The organism is Maritimimonas sp. 2304DJ26-3 (assembly GCF_056591635.1).
On sequence record NZ_JBWQOK010000002.1, the window covers coordinates 120,831 to 146,328 of the forward strand.

A 25,498-nucleotide genomic window follows, 5' to 3' on the forward strand; every position below is an offset into this window, starting at 1 on the left:
AACTTCTTTTAAAATTAATCGTCTATTTTTGTTACTAATTAAAACTACTTTTTTTGAAAAAGCTCAAAATTTTTAACGACCCAATTTACGGATTTATTCCAATACAAAATGCATTAATTTTTGATATTATAGAACACCCTTATTTTCAGAGATTAAGGCGAATTTCGCAGATGGGATTGTCTTATTTAGTATATCCAGGTGTGCATCATACTCGCTTCGAACACGCTCTTGGATGCCTGTTTTTAATGCAAAAGACTATAGAGGTGCTACGGGTAAAAAAAGTAAGTATTTCTATAGAAGAAAGTGAAGCTCTACAGATTGCCATTTTACTGCACGATATTGGCCATGGGCCATTTTCGCACACATTGGAGCATAGTTTGGTAAAAAGTGTACATCATGAATCGATTTCATTAAAATTCATGGAAGAATTAAATGATCAGTTTGATGGGAAGTTAAAGTTAGCTATTAAAATGTTTAAAGGTGAATATGAGCGACCTTTCTTTTGTCAATTAATAGCTAGTCAGTTAGATATAGATCGTTTAGATTATTTAAAAAGAGATAGCTTTTATAGTGGAGTAACTGAAGGTAATATTAATTCTGAGCGTTTAATTACTATGTTAGACGTTGTAGATGAGAATTTAGTAGTTGATAAAAAAGGAATTTATTCTGTAGAGAAATTTATTGTAGCTCGCAGGTTAATGTATTGGATGGTGTATCTACATAAAACAAGTTTAGTAGCAGAAAATATTTTAGTAAATATTTTAAAAAGAGCGAAAGAATTAAGTATCAAAGAAAAAGATTTATCTATTAGCGACAATCTAAATTATCTCATAAATAATGATGTAGATTTTGATTCTAAATCTCTTGAAATTTTTTCAAAGCTAGATGATTATGATATTGTTAGCTCAATAAAAGCTTGGATGAACCATGATGATAAAGTTCTTTCGGAGCTGTGCAAATCAATTATCAATCGGAATCTACCTAAGGTCATTATTCAGAATGAAGAGATATCAAAAGCGTCATTTCAGTCTAAATTAAAGATGGTAGGAGAGAAGTATCAAATGACATTAGATGAACTACCTTATTTTATCCATAAAGGAACAATAAGTAATCAGGCATATAGTAAAGAAAAATACCCTATTAATATTAAATTTAAGAAGAATAAAATAGCAGATATTGTTGAAGTATCTGATCATCTCAATATTAAAGCATTAACCAAAACGGTTACCAAAAATTTCATCTATTACCCAAAATAAGACACATATAATTATTGCGTTATTTTTTTTACTTTTGCAGGAATGAAATTTACAGCAAAACAAATCTCAGATATTTTAGAAGGAGAGGTTGTTGGTAACCCAGATGAAGAAGTTAGTAAACTTTCTAAAATTGAAGAGGGAGAAAAAGGCTCGTTGACCTTTCTTTCAAACCCTAAATACACACCTTTTTTATATACTACTAATGCTTCTGTTGCAATTGTTAATAGTACTTTTGTTCCAGAAAAAGAAATCAACACAACCTTAATAAAAGTTGAAGATTCTTATAAGGCATTTTCTAAATTATTAGAATTTTATAATCAGGTAAAATTAAATAAGACAGGTATTGAAACTCCTAACCATATTAGTGATTCAGCTAAAATTGGAAATCAAGTTTACTTAGGTGCTTTTTCTTATATAGGTGATAATGTTATTATAGGAGATAATGTTAAGATTTATCCGAATGTTTTCATTGGCGATAATGTCACAATTGGTGATAATACTATGATTTTTGCTGGCGCTAAGATTTATTCGGAATCTCAAATTGGTAATCAGTGCACAATACATTCTGGTGTTATTATTGGATGTGATGGATTTGGTTTCGTTCCTGATGAAAATGGTATTTATAATAAAGTTCCACAGACAGGAAACGTAGTTATAGAAAGTAATGTAGATATCGGCTCTGGTACAACTATAGATAGAGCTACCTTAGGATCTACTATTATACGAAAAGGAGTAAAACTTGATAATCAAATTCAAATAGCTCATAACGTAGAAATAGATGAGAATACAGTAATTGCAGCACAAACTGGTATTGCAGGCTCATCTAAAATTGGTAAGAGCTGTCAAATAGGAGGTCAAGTTGGTATTGCTGGTCATCTAATTATTGGCGATAATGTTCGAATACAAGCTCAGTCTGGTATAGGTCGAAACCTTAAGGATAATGAAACTGTACAAGGTAGCCCAGCGCTTCCATATTCTGATTATAATAAATCGTATGTTCATTTTAAGAATTTAACGAGATTAGCAGATAAAGTCTACGAATTAGAAAAGAAATTAAAAGAACAAGAAAAGGTTTAATGAGTACCAAACAAAAAACAATTCAAAAAGAAATTTCTCTTTCAGGTGTTGGTTTGCATACTGGTAAAGAAGTGAAATTGACATTTAAGCCAGCTCCTGAAAACCATGGCTATGCATTTATAAGGACAGACTTAGAAGGAAGTCCGATTATTGAAGCTAAAGCAGATTACGTTACTGATACCCAAAGAGGCACTAATCTTGAAAAAAATGGTGTAAAAATAAATACATCTGAACATGTATTAGCTGCAGTTGTAGGTTTAGGAATTGACAATATTGCTATTGAATTAGATGCACCTGAACCACCAATTATGGATGGTTCTTCTAAATTCTTTATAGAGGCACTAGAAAAAGTAGGTGTACAAGAACAAGAAGCTGAAATAGAAGAATATGTAGTTAAAGAGGTTATTTCTTACAAGGATGAAGCTACTGGAAGTGAAATTATTCTAATGCCTTCTGACGAATACCAAGTTACTACAATGGTAGATTTTGGTACTAAAGTGTTAGGCACACAAAATGCAACTTTAGAGCACATTTCAAATTTTAAAAGTGAAATAGCTGATGCAAGAACGTTCAGTTTTTTACATGAAATCGAAATGCTTTTAGATAATGACCTTATAAAAGGAGGTGATTTAAATAATGCTATAGTGTATGTAGATAAGCCATTATCTGTAGAAACTATGGAGAAATTACGTGTAGCATTTAAGAAAGATAATGTAGCTGTTAAACCAAATGGCATATTAGATAATCTAACCTTGCATTGGCCAAATGAAGCTGCTAGACACAAATTATTAGATGTTATTGGTGATTTAGCATTAGTTGGTACACGCTTTCGCGGAAAAGTAATAGCAAACAAACCAGGCCATGGAGTTAATACACAATTTGCAAAAAAACTGGCCAAGTTAATCAAGATTGAGAAGCGCAATAAAGTGCCAAAATTTGATTTGAATTCTGAACCTTTAATGGATGTGAATCAAATCATGAAAATGCTTCCACATAGGCCACCTTTTTTATTGGTAGATCGAATTATCGAATTATCTGATAAACATGTTGTAGGTATGAAAAATGTAACAATGAACGAACCGTTCTTTGTTGGTCACTTTCCTGGAGCACCTGTAATGCCTGGTGTTTTACAAATTGAAGCCATGGCACAGGCTGGTGGTATTTTAGTATTAAGTACTGTATCAGATCCTGAGAATTACTTAACATATTTCATTAAAATTGACAAGGTGCGTTTTAAACAACAAGTAACTCCGGGTGATACTTTGGTTTTTAAGTTAGAGTTACTTTCGCCAATTAGAAGAGGAATTTGTCATATGCAAGCTTACGCATATGCTAATGGTAAATTAGTAACTGAGGCTGAACTTATGGCTCAGATAGCCAAAAGAACCGATTAAACATTATGAATCAACCACTAGCTTATATACACCCAAGTGCAAAAATTGCAACTAATGTAGTTGTAGAACCTTTTGCAACAATTCATCATAATGTAACAATAGGGTCTGGTACTTGGATTGGATCTAATGTGACCATTATGGACGGTGCTCGTATAGGGAAAAATTGTAGAATATTTCCAGGAGCTGTAATTTCTGCTATACCTCAAGATCTTAAATACGATGGTGAAGATACCACCGTAGAAATAGGCGATAATGTCACTATTAGAGAATGTGTTACTATAAATAGAGGAACAAATGATCGCCTAAAAACAGTAATTGGTGATAATTGTTTAATTATGGCGTATTGCCATGTTGGTCATGATTGTGTTGTAGGAGACAGTTGTATTTTTTCTAATAATTCGACCTTGGCCGGACATGTTACAGTTGGTAATAATGTAGTGTTAGCTGGTATGGTTGCTGTTCATCAATTTGCATCTGTAGGTAATCATGCTTTTGTTACCGGAGGGTCTTTGGTTAGAAAAGACATTCCTCCATATGTAAAAGCAGCTAGAGAACCTTTGTCTTACGTGGGAATCAATTCTGTTGGATTACGTAGGAGAGGATTTACTACAGAAAAAATTAGAGAGATACAGAATATTTATAGAATTCTATACCAAAAGAGCTATAATAATACACAAGCTGCTTCAATAATTGAAGCAGAAATGGAGGCAACTTCAGAGAGAGATGAGATACTAGAGTTTATTAAAAACTCACAGAGAGGTATTATGAAAGGATATTTTAAATCAAATTAAAAGAATTAGATGGCAAACACATCGGATATAAAAAAAGGACTTTGTATAGTCTATAATAATGATACATATAAGATTATTGAGTTTCAACATGTCAAACCTGGTAAAGGTCCAGCTTTTGTTAGAACAAAATTGAAAAGTTTGACAACAGGTAAAGTAATAGATAATACTTTTTCTGCAGGTCATAAAATTGAAGAAGTTCGTGTAGAAACACGTAAATATCAGTATTTGTACAGTGAAGGAGAGACTACTTATCATTTTATGAATAATTCTGATTATACTCAGATTCAGCTTCAAAAGGATATATTGGACGCTCCAGAATTAATGAAAGAAGGTGAAGTAGTCACTGTTATTGTAAGAGCTGCGGATGAAATTCCTTTGGCCGTAGAAATGCCTGCTAGTGTTATTTTAGAAGTTACGCACACAGAACCTGGTGTGAAAGGTAATACTGCCACTAACGCAACTAAGCCTGCAACTGTAGAAACTGGTGCTAGAGTAAATGTTCCTTTATTTATTAATGAAGGTGATAAAGTTAAAATTGAAACTGAAAAAGGTACGTATCAAGAACGTGTAAAAGAATAATTTGCTAAATGAAATTTTCTAGAACTTACACTTTAAAAGAAGTATCAAAATTAATTGATTCTGAATTTGTTGGAGATGAAAATTTTTCAGTTTTAGGAATGAATGAAATTCATGTCGTTGAACCTGGTGATATTGTTTTTGTAGATCATCCTAAATATTATGATAAAGCACTTGAGTCCGCTGCTACAATTATACTAATTAATAAAAAGGTTAAATGTCCTGAAGGTAAGGCCTTATTGATTTCTGATGATCCATTTAGAGATTTTAATAAACTAACATCTCATTTTAATCCTTTTAAAAGCGCTGATAAATCCATAGCTACTTCAGCTAAGATAGGTGAGGGGACAGTAATTCAGCCCAATGTATTTATTGGTAATAATGTATCTATTGGTAGTAACTGCCTTATCCATCCCAATGTATCAATTTATGATGATTGTATCCTAGGAGATAATGTAATTATTCATTCAGGAACTGTACTTGGAGCAGACGCTTTTTATTATAAGAAAAGAGAAGAAGGTTTCGATAAATTGCAATCCAGCGGAAGCGTACTTATAGAAGATAATGTAGAAATTGGTGCTTCGTGCACTATAGATCGAGGAGTTACGAGTAACACAACAATAAAAGAAGGGACAAAAATTGACAATCAAGTGCAGATTGCTCATGATACTATTGTTGGTAGAAGATGTTTGATTGCGTCTCATGTTGGCATAGCTGGCTGTACAGTTTTAGAAGATGAAGTAACGCTTTGGGGTCAAGTTGGAGTTATTAGTGGCGTTACTATAGGTAGAGGAGCAGTAGTATATGCTCAATCTGGTGTTGGTAGAGATCTAGATGGTGGCAAAGCTTATTTTGGTTCGCCATGTGATGAAGCTCGAAAAAAATATAGAGAATTGGCAGGTATTAAGGTCTTACCTCAAATTATTGAAAAAGTAAATAATATATCTTAAAAGACTTTTGCAATCACTTTTAAAAAATTATTTTTGCTAAGTTTTATTTAAGATAACTAATCAATTTAAAATATATAAATCACAATGAGTGTTTTAGTAGATAAAAATTCAAAAATCATTGTTCAGGGTTTTACAGGTAGCGAAGGTACGTTTCATGCTGGCCAAATGATAGAGTATGGTACCAATGTTGTTGGTGGTGTAACGCCAGGTAAAGGCGGACAAACACATTTAGACAAACCTGTTTTTAATACAGTTGCAGAAGCTGTAGAAAAAGCTGATGCTAATACAAGTATTATTTTTGTACCACCGGCTTTTGCAGCGGATGCTATTATGGAAGCTGCTGATGCAGGAATTAAAGTAATTATCTGTATTACCGAAGGAATTCCTGTTGCGGATATGGTTAAAGTAAAAGCATACATTGCCGATAGAGATTGTCGTTTGGTAGGACCTAATTGTCCTGGCGTAATTACTCCAGATGAAGCAAAAGTTGGTATTATGCCAGGATTTGTTTTCAAAAAAGGAAATGTTGGTATTGTTTCTAAATCTGGCACATTAACATATGAAGCTGCTGATCAAGTTGTAAAACAAGGTTTAGGTATCACTACTGCTATTGGTATTGGCGGTGATCCTATTATTGGCACTACTACAAAAGAGGCTGTAGAAATGCTAATGAACGATGATGCTACAGATTGTATTGTAATGATTGGTGAAATAGGTGGTCAGCTTGAAGCTGATGCTGCTAAATGGATCAAAGCTGATGGTAATAGAAAACCAGTTGTAGGATTTATCGCGGGGCAAACTGCACCTGCTGGTAGAACTATGGGACATGCAGGAGCGATTGTAGGCGGTAAAGATGATACTGCACAGGCAAAAATGGAAATTTTAGCTGCAAATGGTATACATGTAGTAAGTTCGCCAGCTGAGATTGGTAAGAAAGTAGCTGAAGTTATAGGATAATTATCCTATAAATTTTATAAAATAAAAAGCCTGTCAATCGACAGGCTTTTTCGTTAACTAATAAAACTAAAAGGAATCAGGTTTTGATTTCTTCTGGCTTTTCTTTCATATTCTTATCAAGAAACTCAGTCATTGCGTTATAGAAATCAAAACGGTTCTCTTGATTTCTAAACCCATGCCCTTCATTTTCTTTTAGCATGTATTGAACAGTTACGCCGTTTTTCTTCAAAGCTTCAACCATTTGATCAGATTCAGCTTGAACAACACGAGGATCATTAGCGCCTTGTGCAATAAATAATGCAGCTTTAATTTTATCTACATGAAATACAGGACTATTTGCTTTCATCATAATGCTATCCTTAGTACTTGGATCTCCGACCATTTCATATAACATTTTCTTATAAGGTTCCCAATATGGAGGGATAGTTTCCATAAAAGTAAAAAGATTAGATACACCAACATAATCTACCGCTGCTGCATATAAATCTGGAGTGTTTGTAATACCAGCTAAGGTTGCATAACCGCCATAGCTACCACCATAAATAGCAACACGTTTAGGGTCAGCAATGCCTTCATCTATTAACCATTTCACACCATCAGTAATATCATTCTGCATTTCTTGCCCCCATTTTTTAAATGAGCTTTCCCAGAATTCTTTGCCGTAACCCGTAGAACCTCTAAAATTCATTTGAAGGACGGCATAACCTCTATTTGCTAATAGCTGAACTTCTGGATTATATCCCCAATTATCACGTGCCCAAGGACCACCATGTGGATTAATTACTACAGGGAGATTTTTAGCTTCGACTCCTATTGGCAAAGTTAAATAACCATTAATTTTTAATCCATCTCTAGAAGTGTAGGAGATAGGCTTCATTTCAGCCATTTGCTCAGATTTAATCCATGGACTTAAATCTGCCATATGCTTTACATCACCTGACGCTTTATCATAATAATAATAACTACCTCTAGTTTTATCATTCCCTGCATAAATTAAAAACTTATCTTCTTCTTTGTTACTTGAAGTAACATAATACTCATTATTAGAACCTAATTCAACCTCTAATTTCTTAAAGATATCTTCAGCTTCTTTATCCAAAAATTTTCTATTCAATTTATCTTTAGTGAAATTTATTACTGTAGGCACTTTTCTTTTAGAAGAGTAAGATATTCCTCCTGCATCTACTTCATCATTAATAAAAATTTCTTCTACTTCTTTATTTTCTTTAAGGTCATATTTTACAATTGCCGCTTTATCTCTTCCTAAGTTAGATACTGCATAAACAGTATTACCATTGTCAAAATCAAAAAATTGAGGAGCTAATGTTTCCTTAAAATTAGTAGTAATAACTTCAGCAAAAGGCTTGTCTTCTGCTTCTCTGTACATAATAGTATTATCTACACCATTTGTAACATATGCTAAACGCAACTTACCATCATGATCAGTACCCCAACCGGTTATATTACCCGGGTTTTCATATATCAATTCCATTTCACCCGTATTAATATTCAATCTATACGGATCAAATACTTGTGGAATTCTTTTATTAAGACCAATGATCATTTCTTCCTGATTTTCTTCAAGGTCGTCGATGATCTGAGCACGGACACCATCAAATGGAGTTAAGTCTTTTTCATTAGAGCCGTCTTTGTTTACTGCAAAAAGGTGAAAATTCTCATTTCCTCCTTTATCACGTATATAAACCAAACGATCATTATTTGCCCAAAAATAACCGGAAAGATCGCGGTCTTCTACACTTGTAACTCGAGTAACAGAATCACTATCAAATTTGCGAACATGAATATTCATTCTATCCTTATATGGAGCCATGTAAGCAACATATTCTCCATTTGGAGAGAGACGGAATGTTCTTTTTTCAGAATTCTTAAAGAAATCCTCAACTGGAATTTTTGGAGCTGGTTTCATTGCGACAGGTTTGTCGTCTTTTGAGTTTTTACATGCTATTACAAATACAGATAACAGCAATAGCATTGCTAGTTTTTTCATGAATTGAATTATTATAGTTAATACTTACTTGACGACCATTTCTTGATAAAGTTACATGAAAACTAATTTTTGTTAAAATTTTATTAATTAACGGAGTTAATTCATTTAACCATATGCAGTTAATTATATTTGGAAAACTTTTTTTAAAAATCATTAATTTATCACGATGAGAAAAATTAAAATTCTAGCTATGTTAATAGTTTTTATTGCTTTAGCAAGCTGCAAGAATACTGTTGATAGTAAATCAATTATAGCAGAGTTACAGACTGATGCCAACGGCTATAAATATGAAACAGTTACAAATGATCCAACGGGGTTAAGACTATATACTTTAGATAATGGCTTTAAAGTATATCTAAGTAAGAATACTGATGAACCTAAAATTCAGACCTATATAGCAGTTAGAGCTGGTTCTAACTATGACCCAAAAGAAGCAACAGGGTTGGCTCACTATTTAGAGCACATGGTGTTTAAAGGAACTGATGAGTTCGGTACTGCTGATTGGGAGAGAGAAAAAGAATACCTGTCTAAAATTTCAGATTTGTATGAGCAACATAGGTTAGAAAATGATGCCGAAAAGAAAAAAGAAATTTATAAAACTATAGATCAAGTTTCTTTAGAAGCATCAAACTATTCTATTGCTAATGAATACGATAAAATGACTGCTTCTCTCGGCTCTCAAGGAACAAATGCGCATACTTGGGTAGAAGAAACAGTATACCATAATAAAATACCAGCAAATGAATTAAAAAAATGGTTGGATTTAGAAGGAGAACGTTTTAGTCAATTAGTACTTCGCTTATTTCACACAGAGTTAGAAGCTGTATATGAAGAATTCAACAGAGGTCAAGACAACGATTTTCGCAAAAAATTTGCATCAATGCTTGATGGCCTTTTTCCAACACATCCTTATGGACAGCAAACTACTATTGGTACTTCTGAGCATTTAAAGAATCCCTCAATGGTGGCAATACATGGCTATTTTAACAAATATTATGTCCCAAATAATATGGCGATGGTTTTAGTTGGTGATTTAGATTTTGATAAAACTATCAAAATGGTAGACGAAAGCTTTGGTAAATTAGAGAATAAGGAAGTAATCCATCCTGAATTACCAAAGGAAGCTCCAATTACTGCTCCTGTCATAAAAGAAGTATTTGGACCTACAGCAGAAAATATGTCTATTACATTTAGAACAGGTGCTATTGGTAGTGAAGAAGAAAAGTTAGTGACGCTTGTAGATATGCTTCTTGCTAACAGTCAAGCTGGTTTATTTGACTTAAACTTAAATCAACAGCAAAAGGTGCAAAGAGCAGGCTCTTTTACCATTTTCTTTAACGACTATGGTTTGCATAATATGGATGGAACTCCAAAAGAAGGTCAGACTTTAGAAGAAGTAAAAGATTTAATGTTAGAACAAATTGAAAAGATAAAAAAAGGAGAATTTGAAGAATGGATGCTAGATGCCGTTGTTAATGATTTAAAACTTTCTCAAACCAAGCAATATGAAAGTAATTCAGCTTTAGCAACTGCTTATTATAATGCTTTTATACATCGTCAAGACTGGAAAAGTAGAGTGCAGTTTTTAGATGACCTGAAAAAGATTACAAAACAAGAAGTAGTCGATTTTGCTAATAAATTTTACAAAGATAATTATGTAGTTGTTTACAAAAGAAAAGGTGAAGACAAGAGCATAGTTAAAGTAGAAAATCCTGGTATTACTCCTGTTAAAGTAAATAGAGATATTCAGTCAGAATATGTTCAAAATTTCAATGCGCAAGTTTCTGAAAATTTGAAGCCACTTTTTGTAGATTATAAAAATGAAATTAAGAAATCTAAACTTAAAAATGGGCTTGAAGTTGCCTATGTAAACAATAAAAACAACGACCTTTTCGATTTAAATATCATTTTTGACATGGGTAGAGATCATAATAAACAATTGTCATTGGCTGTTGGTTATTTAGATTTTTTAGGCACGGATGAACTATCACCTGAAGAACTCAAAAAAGAATTTTATAAGTTAGGAATCTCTTATGGTGTTCAAACGGATGGTGATAAATCGTATGTTTTCATTTCAGGTCTAAAAGAAAACTTACCTAAAGGATTAGAATTACTAGAAAAATTATGGAGCAATGCTGAGGCTGATCAGGAATCTTATGATAAGTATGTAGCCAAAATATTAAAAGATCGTACAGATAATAAAACTCAAAAAGGTAATATTCTTTGGAATGGTTTATTCAATTTTGGTAAGTACGGAGAGAATTCTCGTTTGAGAAATATCTATACAGCTGAGGAGTTAAAATCAATGGACCCTAATGATCTAGTAAACTTAGTTAAAGATTTAAAAAATTATAAACAGCGTGTGTTCTACTATGGTAAAGATGTTGATGCAGTAGTAACTGCAATGAATAACTCACATATTTTGCCAGATGATTTAAAAGAATACCCAACACCTATTAAATATGAAGAAAAGGAAACGGGTGATCAAGTATATTTTACAGACTACGACATGGTGCAATCAGAATTGGTATTTGTAGCTAAAGGTGAACAATTTGACCCAAAAAAGCTAGCACTATCTAGAGTTTTTAATGCATATTTTGGTAGTGGTTTATCGTCAATTGTTTTTCAAGAGATAAGAGAGTCTAAATCATTAGCATATTCCGCTTTCTCGGCGTATTCTAATGCTAAGAAGAAAGATGATTCTAACTACGTTTACGCTTATGTAGGTACACAGGCAAATAAATTACCACAAGCAGTTGAAGCTATGTTAGAATTAATGAATGATATGCCAAAAGCCGAGAAGCAATTTAATGCTGCTAAAGAGTCTGTATTAAAAAAGCTAGCGGCAGAGCGCATTACAAAATCTAATATTTTTTGGACTTATGAAAACCTAAAGGATAGAGGTATTGATTATGATAATAGAGAAGAAATCTTTAAAGAAGTTCAAAATATAACATTAGACGATCTGGCAAAATTCTTTGATGAAAATATTAAAGGAAATAAATATACTGCATTGGTAATTGGTAATAAGAAAGATATACAGATGGAAGCCTTAAAGAAATTAGGTAAAGTAACTGAATTAGATGTAGATTATCTATTCAATTATAAGAATACAGATATAAAACTATAGTTTGATTTTAGTTTCCCGTTGATTAAAGAACCATTGTTATTCTACATAATGATGGTTTTTTTAATCAATCTCTCGAATAGAAATTATTATATTTGAATCTTATTAAATTAACAAATCAAATGAAATTACTCGAAAATAGAACTGCTTTAATCACAGGAGCAACACGTGGTATTGGTAAAGGTATCGCTGAAGTTTTTGCAAAAAATGGAGCCAATGTTGCTTTTACATTTAGCTCTTCTATAGATGCTGCAAATGCTTTAGAAAAAGAATTACAATCACATGGTGTAAAAGCTAAAGGATATCAATCAAATGCTGCTGAATTTAATGCCGCTCAAGAATTAGCTAAAAATGTACTAGAAGAGTTTGGTTCTATTGATGTACTTATCAATAATGCTGGTATTACAAAAGACAATTTACTAATGCGCATTTCCGAAGAAGATTTTGATAAGGTTATTGAAGTTAATTTAAAATCTGTTTTTAATTTAACTAAGGCGGTTATACGGCCCATGATGAAACAAAGAGCTGGCTCCATTATAAATATGAGTTCTGTAGTTGGTGTTAAAGGAAATGCTGGTCAGGCTAATTATGCTGCTTCTAAAGCAGGAATCATAGGCTTTTCTAAATCTGTTGCGTTAGAGCTAGGGTCTAGAAATATTAGAAGTAATGTAATTGCTCCTGGTTTTATTGAGACGGAAATGACAGGAGCCTTACCTGAAGAGACTGTTCAGAGTTGGAGAGATGCCATTCCCTTAAAGCGTGGTGGTACTCCAGAAGATATTGCTAATGCTTGTGTTTTCTTGGCATCAGATATGTCTAGCTATATTACTGGTCAAACCTTAAATGTTGATGGCGGAATGCTAACCTAAGAGTAGTATATATTTAGATTTGGATACAACAACGTATTTATACATTATTTTAGCTGCAATTGTCGCTTTGGCAATTGCAGTTTTTCAATACTTTTATAAGTCTAAATCACGATCTCGAATTACGATATTGCTAACTTTTTTACGCTTCTTAGCTTTATTTTCTATATTCCTTTTAATTATTAATCCCACAATAGAAAGTCAGCAACTAGAAACTGTAAAACCTAAGTTACTTGTTGCAGTTGATAATTCATCATCGATAGAATTCCTTAAAAACGGTACTCAAGTAAATGAAATTTTTGAAGCTATTAAAACTGACGATGATTTAAATCAAAAGTTTGATATAAATTATTTCGCTTTCGCCGAAGACACTAAAGAGCTAGATTCTTTAAACTTCACTTCTAATAGCACCAATATATTAGATGCCTTACAGTCAATTGATAATTTGTATAAAGATGATAATTCATCAATACTTTTAGTTACAGATGGTAATCAGACCTTAGGTTCAGATTATTCTTTTTATAGATCAAAGTCAACTATTTACCCAATTGCAGTTGGTGATACAATTCCAAAAGAGGATATTAAAATTTCCAAATTAAACGTAAATAAATATAGTTTTCTAAATAATTATTTTCCAGTAGAAGCATTTGTAAATTATAATGGAGATAAAAATATTACTACCAATTTTACTGTTAGACAAGGAAATTCAACCGTGTTTAGAAAGACTATTTCTCTTTCTAAGAATAAAAATTCAGAAAAAGTAAGTTTTAATTTAACAGCTGAGAGAGTAGGAGTATTAAATTATAATATTAGAGTTTCGAAACTTAATAACGAATTAAATGCAATTAATAATAGAAAGAATTTTGTTGTAGAAGTTATCAATGAACAATCAAAAATAGCTTTAGTAAGCGGTATAGTACATCCAGATTTAGGAATGCTAAAGCGCTCAATAGAAGCCAATAAGCAACGCAAAGTTGAGATAATTAACACAAGTGATTCTTTTGAATCTAAAGATTATCAGCTTGTTATATTATATCAACCCAACCAAAATTTTCAAACTATATTTGAAGAACTTACTAAAGAGAATAGTAACTATTTTATCATCTCAGGTAACCAAACAGATTGGAGTTTTTTGAATAATATTCAAGGAGATTTTTCAAAAAGCACAATCAATGAATCGGAAGATTTTCAAGCAACTTTAAATACTAGTTATGCATCATTTGTAGTTGATGATCTTAATTTTAGTGATCTTCCTCCCCTTCAATCAAAATTTGGCGAAATTAAATTTAATGTTCCCTCTGAAACTATATTGTATCAAAGTATAAATGGTATACAAGTAAATAATCCTTTATTGGCCACTTATTCAGATAAAGATAGGAGAGGAGCAATTCTATTAGGTGAGAATAGTTGGAAATGGAGAGCATTTTCTTATACTCAAAATAAAGCATTTACAAATTTTGACAACTTCATAAATAAACTAGTACAATATTTATCTATTAAAAAAAAAGGAAGTCGTTTAGATCTAAGCTATCAACCTATTGTCTATCAAAATGATATTATAAAAATTGAAGCTACTTACTTTGACAGCAATTATAATGTAGATAATAGAGCAAAATTATCATTGAATTTGGTAAATAATCAAACCAATGTTAGACAACAACTTCCCTTTAGGTTAAACGAGCAGTACTATGAAGCCACCATTCCTAGTTTAACTAGTGGTGAATATAACTTTACGGTTTTAGTTGAAGGTCAAAATGTACAAAAAGGTGGTTTATTCAAAGTATTAGATTACAATATAGAACAACAGTTTACTTATGCAGATATAGAATCTTTAAAACTATTAGCGACTAACTCCAGAGGTTTAGCATATCATCATTCTAATTATAAAGATTTACTAGATGTACTTAAAGATTCTGACGGTTATAAATCTATTCAAAAAAGCACTTTAAAGCAGACACAACTAATCAATTGGAAATGGCTACTTGGTTTTGTTGTACTCTTTTTGAGTTTAGAATGGTTCATAAGAAAGTATTATGGCAAAATTTAAAAGCCAAATAAGTTGTACATTTGATCACTAATCAAAAAACTTAACTAATGAGTAATACACAATTAAAATTTCCAAAGCTAGGGTTGCCAATTATATTTTTAGGAATCCTTTCCATTATTTTATTTACTAAATCTGCTGTTACAATTGGTTCTGGTGAAGCTGGAGTTTTATATAAAACCTTTGGTGGAGGAGTTGTGACTGATAAAACTTATGGAGAAGGTTTTCATATAGTAGCGCCATGGAATGATATGCATGTTTATGAGGTGAGACAGCAAGAGCTCTTTGAAAAAATGAAAGTTTTATCTTCTAACGGATTAGAAATACAGATTGATGCATCTGCATGGTATCAACCTGTTTATGAAGATTTAGGTAACTTACATCAAAGTTTAGGCGAAAACTATTTACAAAGAGTAATTCAGCCAGCTATTAGAAGTGCTGCTCGTAGTGTTGTTGGTAGATATACTCCAGAACAGCTATATTCAAGTAAGCGAGATGCTATACAAGATGAAATATTTGCAGAAACTAAAAAGATTTTAGAAAAACAATTCGTACAGTTGAATGAGGTTTTAGTTAGAGATGTAACGTTGCCTCCAACCATTAAAGAAGCTATTGAACGTAAGTTAAAGCAAGAACAAGAATCTCTAGAGTATGAATTTAGATTGGTTACAGCAGCAAAAGAAGCAGAAAAAGTAATTATTGAAGCTCAAGGTAAAGCTGATGCCAATAGAATTTTAAGTGCATCTTTAACCGATAAGATTTTACAAGATAAAGGTATCGATGCTACATTAAGATTATCTCAATCACCTAACTCTAAAGTTGTGATTGTTGGAGGTAAAGATGGTATGCCTCTTATTTTAGGCAATAACTAAAACAATTTGAGATAAAAAAAACCAGCCGATTTGCTGGTTTTTTTTATTAACCTTGCTTGTTATTATTTATCCGAATTACATCTTTCTGCACTTTACCTTTCTTAAGCGCATTATAACTTTCATAACATTCTAAGACAGCTTCAATAACCTGTAAATCACTAGCTTTTTTAATGAATCTATTAGAATAGTTACATTCTTTAAGAAGATCACTTAAATCCTTTCTGCTCATGTCCATATATTCCATCAAAATCTCGCGACTAAACTTTTCTTCCATAATGTCACGTAATTGATCCTCTTGCTTTAATTTTTTAAGTTTACGCAGTTCTTTTGGCCCTTTTCCCAACTTATTATACCAAAAATCTATAGGATTAAAAACTGCATTAACAGCAGACGTGTATTCTTTTGCTGATGGTCTACCAATCTCATAAGCTTGTGGCAAACCTTCAATATGAATTCTATTAAATTTATCCAATGGTATACTAGCAGCATCTACAACTAAAACACCTATTAACTTATTAGCTTTTATAGTAACTTCATCAATATTTAATGTCTTTTCGTGAATAGAGATTACCAGCTCATTCCCTTTTAAAAGGTCATTAGTTACCTTTAATTTAATCGATTGAAATCCAATATAAGATATGTAAACAGTATCATTGGCTTTGGCCGTAATCTCAAATAAACCTTCTCGATTGGTAGTAGTACCAACCACAGAATTTAGATTTAAAATATGTGCGCTTTGTAATGGCTTTTTATCGGTTACACTAATAATTTTCCCTTTCAATTTTCCGATAGAGTCTTGATTAATAGTGCTCTGAGCATATGAAGTTATACAAATAATACTGAGAATAAAAAAGTAGAGTAGCTGTTTTTGCATGGGCAATGATACTAATATTTGATTAATTATATGTTAAAATAATACAAAAAGGATACCAGAATATTAGTATATAAAATAAGGATAACTTACAAAGTGCGCGCAAGAAGATTCGAACTTCCACATCTATACAGATACCAGCCCCTCAAGCTGGCGCGTCTACCAATTCCGCCATGCGCGCAAATAAAAGAGGTCAAAAATAAAAAAAGTTAAGCGATTTGCTTAACTTTTAATCTTTGAAAGTGACCTGGCTGGGGCTCGAACCCAGGACCCTCTCCTTAAAAGGGAGATGCTCTACCAACTGAGCTACCAGGTCAATCAATTTCGGATGCAAATATACTATCAAATATCAATTATACAAGTAAAAAATTAATATTTTTTATTCGATATTTGCCGTGTATTTTAGTTAACTAAAAATCAGTTTTTTATGCAAATAATTTTAATGGGATATATGGGTAGTGGTAAAACCACAATTGGTAAAGCTTTGGCTGAAAAAATTGAACATAAATTTATCGATTTAGATAGCTATATATCTGATAAAGAGGAAAATACAATTAATAATATTTTTAAAGATAAAGGTGAAATTTATTTTAGACGATTAGAAAATAAGTACTTAAAAGAAATTGTAAATACTAAAGAAAACTACGTCTTATCTGCTGGTGGTGGAACACCTTGTTATGCAAATAATATTGATCTAATTATTGATAATACTTTTTCAATATATCTTAAAGCTTCAATCGGCACTTTGTATGATAGATTAATTCAAGAAAAAAGTGGTCGGCCATTGATAAAAAACCTAAAAAATAGTCAACTTAAAGAATTTATTGCTAAACATTTATTTGAGCGTTCTATATTTTACGAAAAGGCCGCTAGAATAATTTCTATTGATGATAAAAAAGTTGAAGAAATTATAAAAGAAATTAAGTTAGATATGCTATAGCTTCCTTCTTACCAAATTCTACTGTTACATGTTCTTGTAAAGAAGTAGAAAGGCTAATACCCTTAAAATCGGCTTTAACAGGATATTTCTTGTGATTTCTATTTACTAAAACTGCAGTTTTAAATTGTTTTAGCGGAACATTTAAAAAATGTTTTATAGCATACATAAGGGTAGTGCCAGAATTTAATACGTCATCGACTAAAATTAAAGAACCATTTTTATAATCGGCTTCAGAAAGAGAAGTAGTAATATCTTCTAATGGATTTGTTTTATTAATTTTCACCTCACAAAGTGTAGTATTTAAATCTGATACTTTGTCTAGTACTTTTTTTAACTCCTTTGCCAATACAAATCCGTTCTCTGAAATTCCAGCAATAATTATTTTTTTGTTTTTAGAATTACTTTCGAAGATCTGAAAAGCAATACGCCTAATTTTATGTTGAATCTCCTCGTTGGTAAGAATGATAGATTTTTCCATTATGCCATTTTATACTTTTCAAATATATAAACAATTACTTTTCAATATCTGTATAGTCTTCTAAATCTCTACGATCTTTTTTAGTAGGTCTACCAGTTCCTTTTTTTCGATAATGCTCTTTAGCTAATTTTAATAATTCTTGATTATCAAATGCTTCTTTTGGCGTAATATCTTTCCTGTATAAATCAACCAATTTTGCACCAACTCTATTTGGCGGAGTATCCAAGACTTCTAACTGATAAACAATTTGATTTTTACGCAATGAAATCTTTTCACCAATATAAACCTCTTTAGAAGGCTTAGTTATTACATCATTTACACGTACCTGACCTTTTTTACAAGCAATAGAGGCCTGATTTCTAGTTTTATAATAGCGTATAGCCCATAAGTATTTATCAATTCGCATAATCCAAAAATAAAAAAAGCCACCAATCTTTGGTGGCAATTTATAAATTTAAGATAAAGATTATTTAAAACCTTTATTTAATAGCTTAATATCTGATGGAAGCATATACATATCATCTTCAAACTTACGTTTCTTCAATGCTTTTTCTTTTAGTTTTGTTGATGAAGATTTTTCTATTTTTTGTTTGGCACTAGCACCAGTCACCTCATTTAATGCTGCTCTCAATAATGGTTCATTAGTATTGCCCAATGGTAAAATATTAAGTGCGAAATCTGTTTCATCTATTTCAACATCTGGATCAAACCCATCTCCATAATCACTTTGGTCTAAACTATTAAACACTTGTAGAACTATAGGCTGCAGCCCAACATTATGATTAGGGTTTCTATTAGAAATGTTGGTATAAGGATCATTATTATTATCTTCAGGTGCATCTACTACTGTAAACGAACCTTCATTTTTACCAACTGTTTTTAAACCAACTAGAGTTATGTCTAATGAAGGGTTTAGTCCATTAATAATCATTTCACTTGCAGATGCTGTGCCATTAGATGTTATTATATACAACTTATTTAAATTAGTAAGTCTATTTACTGGTACATCTCCTCCTTCTATATATTCACCTTCCTTATTATATACAAATAGGTTATTAAAAAATGGGTAAATTAAGCCATTACTAGCATCCCTTTTAGAATTATATTTAGTTCTTGCAAAAGTTGCCCCATTAGCTTGATTACCCTCTATCATACTGGCTAAAAATGCAGATGTTAAGATTTGTCCACCTGGATTATATCTTAAATCTAAAATTAATTCATTAACTCCATTTGTTTTAAAATAATTAAATACATCGTTTAATTCAGTATGGTAGGTATAATTAAATCTGTTATAAACTAAGTAACCAATTTTTTTATCGCCTTCTTCAATAATTGATCTATAATAAACAGGATTTTCAGAAACTTGTTCGGCAACCAAAGTCTTGTCATCACCTTTAGGTTCAATAGTATTATTGACAAATGATCCAACTCCAATGGTAATTGATTCTCCTTGTTCTGCAAATATTATATCATTTAATACCCCAAAATTTGTCTCATTTAAAACTTGTCCATTAATTTTATAGATTAGATCACCTCTTTCAATTCCTGCATTATCAGCTGGTGAACCTTCTACTACATAATTAATATAGATAACAATATTATTATTGGTATTTGTATAAGAAAAAACTGTACGGGGTAAATCTATGCCATAAGATGCTGTGACTCCTCTAGAGCTATTTAATTGTTCATCAACGTCAGGAACAAACCAAGAAAAATCATCTGCACTAAACTTCAAACTATTAAAAAGATCTTCTGAATCTGAAAACCCATTAAGATATGTATAATAGCTGTCAATGTCGTCATCTTTAGAATCAGATAAATCAGTAACATCATCTTGCCAAAAATACCAATAATTCATAGCCTTCCAAACAAAATCATTCTCTTCACTATTAAGCACAACACTTGGCCCTGGTGTAACTACTGTGTCATCACTACTACAACTACTTATAAACATTGAAACAAACAACAATGCTAAAAATGCTTTCTTCATAAATTTTAGTTAATGTATTTAAATTAAATTCGTCGCAATTTAACATTTTTAATTACTCGATGTAACAAAATTATAACTTGCTCGTCGTAATGTTGTAATGCGATAATTGCATTGTTCAAAAATCAAACCAAAAGAAGAAATTAGTATAAAAAAAATGTTAAAATTTAGCATTCCTGATTTCTTAGAACGAAACCAAACATGAAACAAACTGAATTTTTAAATACAGTTTTACCTTTAAAAGATAAAGTCTTTAGGTTAGCAAAGCGTTTGCTAGTCTCGACAGATGAAGCAGAAGATGCTACCCAAGAACTTTATCTCAAGTTGTGGAGGAATAAAGAAAAGCTAAAAGATTATAATAATGTTGAAGCTTTTGCCATGACAATGACTAAGAATTATTGTTTAGATCAATTAAAAGCGAAAAGATCTAATAATTTAACCTTAGTACATAGCAACTATAAAGACGATAGTGTTTCGTTACAACGAAAAATAGAATTAGAAGATAGTGTAAGTAAAGTACATGAATTAATAGAAGGTTTGCCAGAAAAACAGAAGTTGATCATTCAACTTCGTGATGTAGAACAATATGAATACGAAGAAATTGGCAAGATTCTTGACTTACAACCAACAGCAGTGCGTGTAGCATTGTCTAGAGCAAGAAAAACAATTAGAGAACAACTCATAAAACAACATAAGTATGGAATTAGCTAACATAGAAAAATTACTAGATAAGTACTTAGAAGCAGGAACTTCAATAAAAGAAGAAGAAACTCTAAAAACGTATTTTTCACAAGATGACGTAGCTTCTCATCTTATAGAATACAAAGCACTTTTTGGTTATTTTAATAAAACAAAAGAAGAGCGATTTACAAAAACTATTCCTTTAAAACCTAGAAATTCAAATTGGAAATGGTTATCAGTGGCCGCAGCTGTAGTTTTACTATTTAGTGTGTATTCTTTACAAAATCCTTTTAACAGTGGTTTATCTACTAAAGAGGAACAAGAAGCTAAACTAGCATTGTTAGAAACTCAAAAAGCATTCCAACTAATTTCTCAAAACCTAAGTAAAGGAGAAAATGTTGCTTTTGCAGGATTGAATGAATATAGCAAAGCACAAAACAAAGTGTTTAAAACAAAAAAATAGAAATCATGATTACTAATAAAAACAATAAAATGAAAATAAAAACAATAATTATAGCTTTTGCTTTAGCAATAGCACCAATGGTTACTTTTGCACAATCTGTATTTGATAAATATGAAGATATGGAAGAAGTATCTACCGTAGTAGTATCTAAAAGAGCTTTTGACCTAATGTCTAGAATTGGTACAGATTCTGAAGAAGCAAAAGAATATGTAAATATGGTAAAAAACTTAAAAAGTTTACGTGTTTTTGCAACAGAAAGTGCTTCTATCGCAGCTGATATGAAATCTAATGTAACTAATTACTTAAAGTCTTCTAAACTATCTGAATTAATGAGAGTTAAAGATAAGGAAGGTAATGTGAAAATTTATGTGAAAGAGGGTAGAGACGCTGATCATGTAAGCGAACTGTTTATGTTTGTTCAAGGTATTAGCAAGCACATGGGTGACGAAGATCGTAAGCCAGAAGCTGTAATAGTTTCTATAACTGGTGATATTGATTTAAATAAAATCTCTGAATTGACTAGTAAGATGAATATTCAAGGTGGTGAGCATTTAAAAAAGGTAAAAAAGAATAAATAAATATGAAAAGATTAGCAAACCTTATTGTATTGATCGCCATAACTGTATTTTTTACTGCATGTGCTGGTAGTGAGGCATCTTTACAGAAGTATTACATAGATAGTCAGGATAATAAGAACTTTATCTCTGTAGATATTCCGGCAAGTATTATTTCTTTAAAAAGTGATGTGCCTGCAGAAGCAAAAGATGCCTTAGCCTCTCTTAAGAAAATGAATGTATTAGCTTTTAGAAAGAACGAAACAAATGGAGTTGAATATGATGTTGAAAAAAAGAAAGTGAAAGAGATTTTAAAAAGCAAAAAGTTTAGTGAGCTAATGCGTATGAAAGATAAAGGTAGAGATGTTGTTATTAAATACGAAGGAGATGAGAATACCGAGAGTTTTGATGAAGTAGTTGTATACGCTTCAGATAAAACACAAGGGTTTGCCTTAGTACGTGTTTTAGGAGATGATATGAAGCCAGAAAAGATTATGAAGCTGATGAGTAGTATTCAAAATGTTGATAATGGTAACGTAGGTCTAAAACAATTAGAAGGTTTTTTTAAATCGAATAATATAAAAATAGATTAACTAATCTCACTTTAAACTTTATAAATCCCGCCTTGAGCGGGATTTTTTTTAACCATACTTAACAAATATTTGAATTATATTTGGCTCTTAAATTTTAAATTACTGTAAATGTTCAGATTAAAAATGTTGATTTTAGTTGCATTCTTTACAATTGCAATTAACGCTCAAGAAAAAAAAGCCATAGAAGACAATACTATTTATAGAGCGGAAAGAGAAAAGATAAACGATATAGTTCATACTAAATTAAAAGTAAAGTTCGATTTTGACAAACAACATTTGATAGGTGAAGAGTGGATAACCTTAAAGCCTCATTTTTACAATACTAAAACAGTAACGTTAGACGCAAAAGCAATGTTAATTCATGAAGTTAGCAGAAATGGAAAAGCATTGAAATATGAATATGATGGTAAAAAGTTAAATATCACATTAGATAATGTATTTGTGAAAGATGAGGAATATACATTATACATTTCATACACGGCAAGACCTGAAGAAGTAACACAAGAAGGTAGTGCCGCAATTAATGACGCTAAAGGGCTGTATTTTATCGATCCTATGGACACAGACCCTAATAAACCAACACAAATTTGGACTCAGGGCGAGACTGAATCAAATAGCTGTTGGTTTCCAACAATTGACTCCCCAAATCAAAAAACTACCCAAGAAATTTATATAACAGTGCCAAATAAGTACGTAACGCTATCAAATGGTACCTTAGAGACTAGTTCAGAAAATAATGATGGCACTCGAACTGATTATTGGAAATTGGATCAAAAACATGCTCCATATTTATTTTTTATGGGAATCGGAGAGTTTAGCGTTGTAAAAGATACATGGAATGATATTCCGGTAGATTATTATGTTGAAAAAGAATATGAGCCTTACGCAAAAGAAATTTTTGGAACAACTCCAGAAATGCTCACTTTTTTTTCCGACTTATTAGATTATAAATATCCATGGCCAAAATACGCTCAGATTGCCTGTAGAGATTATGTAAGTGGTGCTATGGAAAATACAACAGCTGTAATTCATGGCGAAACTGTACAACAAACATCTGGTCAATTAATAGATGAAAATACTTGGGAAGACACTATTGCGCATGAAGTGTTTCATCATTGGTTTGGCGACTTGGTAACTACTGAAAGCTGGAGTAACCTTACAATGAATGAATCATTTGCAAGTTACAGTGAGTATTTATGGAGAGAACATAAGCATGGTAAAGATCATGCAGATGCACATCGTTACAGCGATTTACAAGGATATCTAAATGGCGGTAATGAGAAAAAAGACCTTATCCGCTTTCATTATAATAGTAGAGAAGATATGTTTGATGGCGTATCTTATAATAAAGGAGGATATATTCTACACATGCTTCGTAATTATTTAGGAGATAAAGCATTTTTTAAAGGTTTAAATCACTATTTAAAAGCAAATGAATACAGCACAGGAGAGGCTCATCAATTGCGATTAAGCTTAGAAAAAATAAGCGGTAAAGACCTTAATTGGTTTTTTAATCAATGGTATTTTGGTGCAGGGCACCCTAAATTAGATATTACCTATGATTATGATGAAACAGGCAAATCTGTAACTGTAAACATCAAACAAAAGACGGATAAAGTATTTGAATTTCCTTTAGTGATTGATGTTTATGAAAATAATATAAAGAAGCGTTATAATGTATGGGTAAAGAATAAAGATGAGCAATTTTCATTTAAGTATTCCACTAAACCTCAATTGGTTAATATAGATGCAGATAAAATTTTAGTATCAGAAATAGAGGATGCTAAGTCGGTTGCAAACTATATTTATCAATACAATACTAAAGAAGCAAATTATTTAGATAGGAGAGAAGCTATTCTAGCACTAGCTTCAAATCAAAGTGATGAAGCTACTCATAACACGATCTTAAAAGCACTTAATGATCCATATCACGGAATTAGAATTTTAGCTTTAGACAATGTAAAATTAGATGGAAGTGCAGAGGCTCTTAAAATTGTTGAAGATCTTGTTGCCAATGATCAAAAGACCTTAGTAAGAGCAAAGGGTATAAAAATATTATCAAAATTAGCTGACAGTAAATATATTCCGTTATTCAAAGAAGCATTAAATAGTAAGTCTTACAGCGTACAATCTAATGCATTGACAGCTTTATATGCTTTAGATAGAGAGGCAGCTATAGCCAAAGCGAATTCTATTGTGAATCCTTTAGACAAAAAAGGTTTAGCTCCTGGGTTGATAGAAATTTATATAAAAGAGCAAAATGCTAATGAAATGCCTTTTGTAGCAGATAAAATTATTAGCGGTTTATTTTTTAATGAAGATCAAAATGTACAAGCTTTGTATGGGCAAGCCTTTCAATGGATTGCTTTAAGCGATAACTTAGAAGCTAATAAAATAATGGTTGCAGATTTTGTAACTAAAGCCAAACAGTTTAAGGCTTATGGCGCAGATGCGGTTATTAAACAAATGTTAGAGCAAGTTGCACTAGCAAAACAACAATTAATCTCAGAAAATAAGCAAGAGCTAATCGATGTAGTCTCAAAAGGTTTAGCTGAAATCAAATAGATCCAACGAATTTAACATAACAGAGACCTCTTAAAATTTTTTAAGAGGTTTTTTTATGGAATATAATTTTCAAATGTACCGTCATTGTAAAAAATAATGATGCGATCAATTGATTTATCGGTGTTAGATATATTTTCTGCAACTGATGCAGAAGGCGCGACTGTCTTTGATAGAGTAGTGGTACCCTTTGTTGGAAAATTTCCTTTGCCGTTCATTAACCAATACAATTCAACTTCCTTAAATCGATCTAATACTTTTAAAACAAAATCTAAGCTTGGCTTATTTCTACCAGACAATAAGTGAGAAATACTAGAACGCTGCACACCAATTTCGTCTGCTAAAGAAGCTGAAGATAATTGGTAGAACTCCATTACCTTTCGCAAACGCTTACCAAATTGCTCTGTGTTAATCATATTAAAATATTTGTTACAAAAGTAAATTATTTAAT

23 protein-coding genes and 2 tRNA genes are annotated in these 25,498 nt (G+C 31.6%); 17 read left to right on the forward strand and 8 right to left on the reverse strand.

Going from position 1 to position 25,498, the window contains the following annotated elements:
* The first annotated feature begins 53 nt into the window (after positions 1–53).
* The 7 genes from AC1EUV_RS05405 to sucD all read left to right on the forward strand — a co-directional run bounded on the left by AC1EUV_RS05405 (position 54) and on the right by sucD (position 7,001).
* Entirely contained in the window at positions 54–1,256 is a 1,203-nt protein-coding gene (locus AC1EUV_RS05405) for an HD domain-containing protein (protein WP_480197664.1), read from the forward strand.
* Positions 1,257–1,298: 42 nt separating this feature from the next.
* Entirely contained in the window at positions 1,299–2,333 is a 1,035-nt protein-coding gene (gene lpxD / locus AC1EUV_RS05410; RefSeq protein WP_480197665.1) for a UDP-3-O-(3-hydroxymyristoyl)glucosamine N-acyltransferase, read from the forward strand.
* A complete protein-coding gene (locus AC1EUV_RS05415; RefSeq protein ID WP_480197666.1) occupies positions 2,333–3,727 on the forward strand; it encodes a bifunctional UDP-3-O-[3-hydroxymyristoyl] N-acetylglucosamine deacetylase/3-hydroxyacyl-ACP dehydratase in 1,395 nt (464 codons plus the stop codon). Before lpxD ends, AC1EUV_RS05415 begins: the two co-directional genes overlap by 1 nt.
* A 5-nt stretch (positions 3,728–3,732) precedes the next feature.
* Complete coding sequence (gene lpxA, locus AC1EUV_RS05420; RefSeq protein ID WP_480197667.1) at positions 3,733–4,518, forward strand: acyl-ACP--UDP-N-acetylglucosamine O-acyltransferase; 786 nt, start codon at positions 3,733–3,735, stop codon at positions 4,516–4,518.
* A gap of 9 nt (positions 4,519–4,527) precedes the next feature.
* Positions 4,528–5,097 (forward strand): elongation factor P, encoded by a 570-nt coding sequence (efp, locus tag AC1EUV_RS05425; RefSeq protein WP_480197668.1) that lies wholly within the window; start codon positions 4,528–4,530, stop codon positions 5,095–5,097.
* A gap of 8 nt (positions 5,098–5,105) precedes the next feature.
* A complete protein-coding gene (locus tag AC1EUV_RS05430) occupies positions 5,106–6,044 on the forward strand; it encodes a UDP-3-O-(3-hydroxymyristoyl)glucosamine N-acyltransferase (RefSeq protein ID WP_480197669.1) in 939 nt (312 codons plus the stop codon).
* Between the two features lie 84 nt (positions 6,045–6,128).
* Positions 6,129–7,001 carry a succinate--CoA ligase subunit alpha gene (gene sucD / locus AC1EUV_RS05435; protein ID WP_480197670.1) on the forward strand — a complete coding sequence of 291 codons (873 nt, stop codon included), beginning with the start codon at positions 6,129–6,131 and terminating at the stop codon, positions 6,999–7,001.
* Positions 7,002–7,077: 76 nt separating this feature from the next.
* On the opposite strand, the gene AC1EUV_RS05440 is transcribed toward sucD, so the two are convergent.
* Positions 7,078–9,009 (reverse strand): S9 family peptidase, encoded by a 1,932-nt coding sequence (locus AC1EUV_RS05440; protein ID WP_480197671.1) that lies wholly within the window; start codon positions 9,007–9,009, stop codon positions 7,078–7,080.
* A gap of 166 nt (positions 9,010–9,175) precedes the next feature.
* On the opposite strand from AC1EUV_RS05440, the gene AC1EUV_RS05445 reads away from it, so the two are divergent.
* The 4 genes from AC1EUV_RS05445 to AC1EUV_RS05460 all read left to right on the forward strand — a co-directional run bounded on the left by AC1EUV_RS05445 (position 9,176) and on the right by AC1EUV_RS05460 (position 15,918).
* Positions 9,176–12,139: a M16 family metallopeptidase gene (locus AC1EUV_RS05445; RefSeq protein ID WP_480197672.1), complete on the forward strand. Its 2,964-nt coding sequence runs from the start codon at positions 9,176–9,178 to the stop codon at positions 12,137–12,139.
* A 119-nt stretch (positions 12,140–12,258) separates the two neighbouring features.
* On the forward strand, positions 12,259–13,005 hold the full coding sequence (gene fabG, locus AC1EUV_RS05450) for a 3-oxoacyl-[acyl-carrier-protein] reductase (protein WP_480197673.1): 747 nt from the start codon (positions 12,259–12,261) through the stop codon (positions 13,003–13,005).
* Positions 13,006–13,024: 19 nt separating this feature from the next.
* Positions 13,025–15,049 carry a VWA domain-containing protein gene (locus tag AC1EUV_RS05455; protein ID WP_480197674.1) on the forward strand — a complete coding sequence of 675 codons (2,025 nt, stop codon included), beginning with the start codon at positions 13,025–13,027 and terminating at the stop codon, positions 15,047–15,049.
* Positions 15,050–15,096: 47 nt separating this feature from the next.
* Positions 15,097–15,918, forward strand: a complete 822-nt coding sequence (locus AC1EUV_RS05460) for a prohibitin family protein (RefSeq protein WP_480197675.1) — start codon at positions 15,097–15,099, stop codon at positions 15,916–15,918.
* 46 nt (positions 15,919–15,964) lie between these two features.
* Here AC1EUV_RS05460 and AC1EUV_RS05465 read toward each other — a convergent pair whose 3' ends face one another.
* The 3 genes from AC1EUV_RS05465 to AC1EUV_RS05475 form a co-directional block, all read right to left on the reverse strand.
* Positions 15,965–16,792: a carboxypeptidase-like regulatory domain-containing protein gene (locus AC1EUV_RS05465; protein WP_480197676.1), complete on the reverse strand. Its 828-nt coding sequence runs from the start codon at positions 16,790–16,792 to the stop codon at positions 15,965–15,967.
* 94 nt (positions 16,793–16,886) lie between these two features.
* Positions 16,887–16,970, reverse strand: a tRNA-Leu gene (locus AC1EUV_RS05470).
* 62 nt (positions 16,971–17,032) lie between these two features.
* Positions 17,033–17,105: transfer RNA gene (locus tag AC1EUV_RS05475), tRNA-Lys, on the reverse strand.
* 111 nt (positions 17,106–17,216) lie between these two features.
* Here AC1EUV_RS05475 and AC1EUV_RS05480 point away from each other — a divergent pair.
* Entirely contained in the window at positions 17,217–17,729 is a 513-nt protein-coding gene (locus tag AC1EUV_RS05480; protein ID WP_480197677.1) for a shikimate kinase, read from the forward strand.
* Here AC1EUV_RS05480 and AC1EUV_RS05485 read toward each other — a convergent pair.
* From AC1EUV_RS05485 to AC1EUV_RS05495, 3 genes are read right to left on the reverse strand one after another with little or no spacing between them, the layout of a single operon-like run.
* Positions 17,710–18,207: a phosphoribosyltransferase family protein gene (locus tag AC1EUV_RS05485; protein WP_480197678.1), complete on the reverse strand. Its 498-nt coding sequence runs from the start codon at positions 18,205–18,207 to the stop codon at positions 17,710–17,712. The two genes, AC1EUV_RS05480 and AC1EUV_RS05485, sit on opposite strands and share 20 nt — an antisense overlap.
* Positions 18,208–18,241: 34 nt before the next feature.
* Positions 18,242–18,613: an RNA-binding S4 domain-containing protein gene (locus tag AC1EUV_RS05490; RefSeq protein ID WP_480198281.1), complete on the reverse strand. Its 372-nt coding sequence runs from the start codon at positions 18,611–18,613 to the stop codon at positions 18,242–18,244.
* A gap of 60 nt (positions 18,614–18,673) precedes the next feature.
* The gene (locus tag AC1EUV_RS05495) at positions 18,674–20,197 is read right to left on the reverse strand and encodes a S41 family peptidase (protein WP_480197679.1); all 1,524 of its coding nucleotides are present in this window, start codon (positions 20,195–20,197) and stop codon (positions 18,674–18,676) included.
* Positions 20,198–20,395: 198 nt separating this feature from the next.
* Between AC1EUV_RS05495 and AC1EUV_RS05500 the strand changes: the two genes are divergently transcribed.
* From AC1EUV_RS05500 to AC1EUV_RS05520, 5 genes are all read left to right on the forward strand, one after another.
* Positions 20,396–20,905 (forward strand): RNA polymerase sigma factor, encoded by a 510-nt coding sequence (locus AC1EUV_RS05500; RefSeq protein ID WP_480197680.1) that lies wholly within the window; start codon positions 20,396–20,398, stop codon positions 20,903–20,905.
* The gene (locus AC1EUV_RS05505) at positions 20,892–21,338 is read left to right on the forward strand and encodes a hypothetical protein (RefSeq protein ID WP_480197681.1); all 447 of its coding nucleotides are present in this window, start codon (positions 20,892–20,894) and stop codon (positions 21,336–21,338) included. The genes AC1EUV_RS05500 and AC1EUV_RS05505 overlap by 14 nt, the downstream gene beginning before the upstream one ends.
* 29 nt (positions 21,339–21,367) lie before the next feature.
* The gene (locus tag AC1EUV_RS05510) at positions 21,368–21,916 is read left to right on the forward strand and encodes a DUF4252 domain-containing protein (protein WP_480197682.1); all 549 of its coding nucleotides are present in this window, start codon (positions 21,368–21,370) and stop codon (positions 21,914–21,916) included.
* Positions 21,917–21,918: 2 nt separating this feature from the next.
* Positions 21,919–22,485, forward strand: coding sequence for a DUF4252 domain-containing protein (locus AC1EUV_RS05515; RefSeq protein WP_480197683.1), 567 nt, complete (start codon positions 21,919–21,921; stop codon positions 22,483–22,485).
* Positions 22,486–22,593: 108 nt separating this feature from the next.
* The gene (locus AC1EUV_RS05520) at positions 22,594–25,050 is read left to right on the forward strand and encodes a M1 family aminopeptidase (protein ID WP_480197684.1); all 2,457 of its coding nucleotides are present in this window, start codon (positions 22,594–22,596) and stop codon (positions 25,048–25,050) included.
* Between the two features lie 53 nt (positions 25,051–25,103).
* On the opposite strand, the gene AC1EUV_RS05525 is transcribed toward AC1EUV_RS05520, so the two are convergent.
* A complete protein-coding gene (locus AC1EUV_RS05525) occupies positions 25,104–25,463 on the reverse strand; it encodes a helix-turn-helix domain-containing protein (RefSeq protein ID WP_480197685.1) in 360 nt (119 codons plus the stop codon).
* Positions 25,464–25,498 lie beyond the last annotated feature (35 nt).